The following is a 2,753-nucleotide window of genomic DNA, read 5'->3' as shown; positions in this document are numbered from 1 at the left end:
AAATCATCAAAATCCTGAGTCAGACAAAATCCGCTGTTATCTCCCCGAATCAGTTTAAAATCCCACAAAATCTAATCAGTGTAATCAGCGAAATCATCAAAATCCTGAGTCAGACAAAATCCGCGCGTTATTCCACAATCTCCACACCCAGCCCGTCGAGCAATGCGAGGGCATCAGGTAAACTGAATTTTGCTTTTCTTACTTTATTGTTTTGTACGTCAATGGCGTATCGCTGAGCGCCGGTGAAGTTAGCCTGCGTGAGATCTGTTTCCGAGAAGCGTGCGCCTGCGAGGTCGGTGCCGCGGAAGTCGGCCAGTGAAAGGTTACAGCCGGAGAAATCGGCTTCATCTGCCTGGCAGTGGAGAAAAATTCCTTTTTTCAGGTTCTGGCCGGAAAAGCTGCAGTAGCTGAGGCGGCTGTGGTGGAAGTCTACCGTGAGCGGTTTCCGGGCGTTATGCCAGGCAATGCCAATGGCTTTTGTGTATTGCAACACCACGCGGCTGAAAGCGGTTTGTTTGAACTGTATCAGTGAAAGATCGCATTCTTCGAAAGTACATTTCTCAAAGGTACATTCTATAAAGATGCATTCCTTCAGGCTGCATTTATAAAAATGGCAATCGTAGAACTCCCTGCCGGAGATGGTTTTGCCTTCCCAGGTGATGTTTTCAAATCTTTTGTGTTCGTGTGAAATTTCCTGATCGTAGTCCGCCACGGTTTGAAGGTTTAGTGTATGAAGGTAAGGATTATGTGGAACCGGTACAGCGCTGAGCGTTAGGGAAAAATCATTTTTGTCGGGTGAATCGCCAAATACTGAATATCTTTACGTTGCTTCCTGTGTGTTGAAATGGAGAACAGATCTAACAGTATACAACGAAAAATTATTCATATTGATATGGATGCGTTTTACGCATCCGTAGAGCAGCGCGATAACCCGGTTTACCGCGGCAAAGCTATTGCTGTGGGTGGCTCGCCGGAAGGCCGGGGTGGGGTAGTAGCTACCGCCAGTTATGAAGCGCGTAAATTTGGCGTACGTTCCGCCATGCCTTCCAAAAGGGCGTTGCAGTTATGCCCGGAGCTTATTTTTATCCGGCCCCGTTTTGATGCGTACAAAGAGGCGTCCCGGCATATCCGGGAAATATTTTCCCGTTATACGGATCTGATAGAGCCCTTATCGCTCGATGAAGCCTACCTGGATGTAACGCAGGATAAGTTGAATATTGGTTCTGCCATTGAAATTGCCGGGCAGATCAAGCAAGCCATCAGGGATGAGTTGCAGCTTACAGCTTCTGCAGGGATATCGGTAAACAAGTTTGTGGCGAAAATTGCGTCGGACCTCAATAAGCCGGACGGACTTACGTTTATAGGGCCGTCATCTATTGAGTCGTTTATGGAAACGCTGCCGGTAGAAAAGTTTCATGGGGTAGGAAAGGTAACTGCCGATAAGATGAAAAGGATGGGCCTCTTTACAGGGGCTGATCTGAAGAAATTATCGGAGCAGGATCTGAAAACCCATTTTGGTAAAGTAGGGAGTTTCTATTACCGGATTGTAAGGGGAATAGATGACCGGGAAGTGCAGCCGCACCGGGAAACGAAATCGCTCGGCGCGGAAGATACTTTTCCATACGATTTAACCGTGGTGGCTGATATGGAGGCGGAGCTGGAAAAGATCGGGAAAACGGTATACGACCGTTTGCAGCGCTACCAGTTGAAAGGTCGCACTGTTACCCTGAAAATAAAGTATAGTGATTTTAAGCAGATCACCAGGAATCATTCCTTTCCTTTTCCGGTAGGCGATTATGAAATTATTGTAGACACGGCAAAACAATTGCTGGCAGCTACTTACCCGGAGGATAAGCGGATCCGCCTGTTAGGCATTACCCTGTCTAATTTCAATGATGCGTCGTTGAACCAGGAGAAGTTGCCTCCATCAGGACAGTTGTCGTTATTCAATTTTGAGGAATAGCGATACTGTTTTTGCGCACAGGCAAAGTTCTCCTGTACGCAGTACAAACTGCAGCAGCCCCGGTAAGATCCTTACTGGTTAATACGTGGAGTGGTGTAGTATATACTGAAGAAGAAGTGACAGGTTTTCCGCTGATGTTCTTATTTTATGCGGGAGAAGATAAGTTACCGCATAAAATAACCATGCTTACATGACCAGGTTGTTACGCCAGAATGCAGGTACGTCTATTTCTGTTTCAATTTCTTCGCTTCTTTCCTGCATCAGGTCCAGCAGGTTTTTGTGAAGGTCGGGATGTTCTTCCCAGAAAGCAGCCGGAACGTCGAGTACAGCTTTCAGCAGGTCGCCGGGATACATACCGGCAGTTACCAGTACATCATTTTGTAATATCTCCAGTGCTAAAGGAACCAGGTAAGAAGGATTAAATGATTGTCCGATTAAGACGCGCAATTCGCTTGCGGCTAATTTTACTACTGGTACTTTAACTAAGGCAAGACATTTCTGAACTATTCCCGAATCCTGATCTGTGGCTGTTCCCCAACTCTTATTCTCCAACTGCTCCAAAGATTTATATCTCCAGATATCTTTCTTATTCATAAAAAATGTGTCTCTCTTTTCGTGCTAATAAAATAGTTATTTATGAAGATGATTTCAACGCGCAATTTTTTCTTTTGATGGTGATCATCTGTCAGAACCTGCGGAGTATTGCAGGTGTTGCGGTAGCCAGCCAGCGCCGGCGGTTATAAGAAACCAGGATCAACAGGGTATAAATATAATCAATATTGTTGATGGC

The 2,753-nt window shown here is 45.7% G+C and carries 3 protein-coding genes; 1 reads left to right on the top strand and 2 read right to left on the bottom strand.

Annotated elements, in window-relative coordinates:
* Positions 1 to 127 precede the first annotated feature (127 nt).
* On the bottom strand, positions 128 to 712 hold the full coding sequence (locus VN105_RS19385; RefSeq protein WP_325643248.1) for a pentapeptide repeat-containing protein: 585 nt from the start codon (positions 710 to 712) through the stop codon (positions 128 to 130).
* Between the two features lie 132 nt (positions 713 to 844).
* Here VN105_RS19385 and dinB point away from each other — a divergent pair, with 132 nt between their 5' ends.
* Entirely contained in the window at positions 845 to 1,963 is a 1,119-nt protein-coding gene (dinB, locus tag VN105_RS19380) for a DNA polymerase IV (protein ID WP_325643246.1), read from the top strand.
* 186 nt (positions 1,964 to 2,149) lie between these two features.
* On the opposite strand, the gene VN105_RS19375 is transcribed toward dinB, so the two are convergent.
* The gene (locus VN105_RS19375) at positions 2,150 to 2,557 is read right to left on the bottom strand and encodes a contact-dependent growth inhibition system immunity protein (protein ID WP_325643244.1); all 408 of its coding nucleotides are present in this window, start codon (positions 2,555 to 2,557) and stop codon (positions 2,150 to 2,152) included.
* Positions 2,558 to 2,753 lie beyond the last annotated feature (196 nt).

The sequence above is a fragment of the Chitinophaga sp. genome, from assembly GCF_035564935.1.
Taxonomy (GTDB): domain Bacteria; phylum Bacteroidota; class Bacteroidia; order Chitinophagales; family Chitinophagaceae; genus Chitinophaga.
Note: the sequence above shows the minus strand (reverse complement) of the source record. Positions and strands in the feature narration are given on the sequence as shown.

What these genes read in the sequence shown, in the direction of transcription:
- VN105_RS19375 (WP_325643244.1), bottom strand. Translation starts at nt 2,557, where the DNA reads ATGAATAAGAAAGATATCTGGAGATATAAATCTTTGGAGCAGTTGGAG.
- dinB (WP_325643246.1), top strand. Translation starts at nt 845, where the DNA reads ATGGAGAACAGATCTAACAGTATACAACGAAAAATTATTCATATTGAT.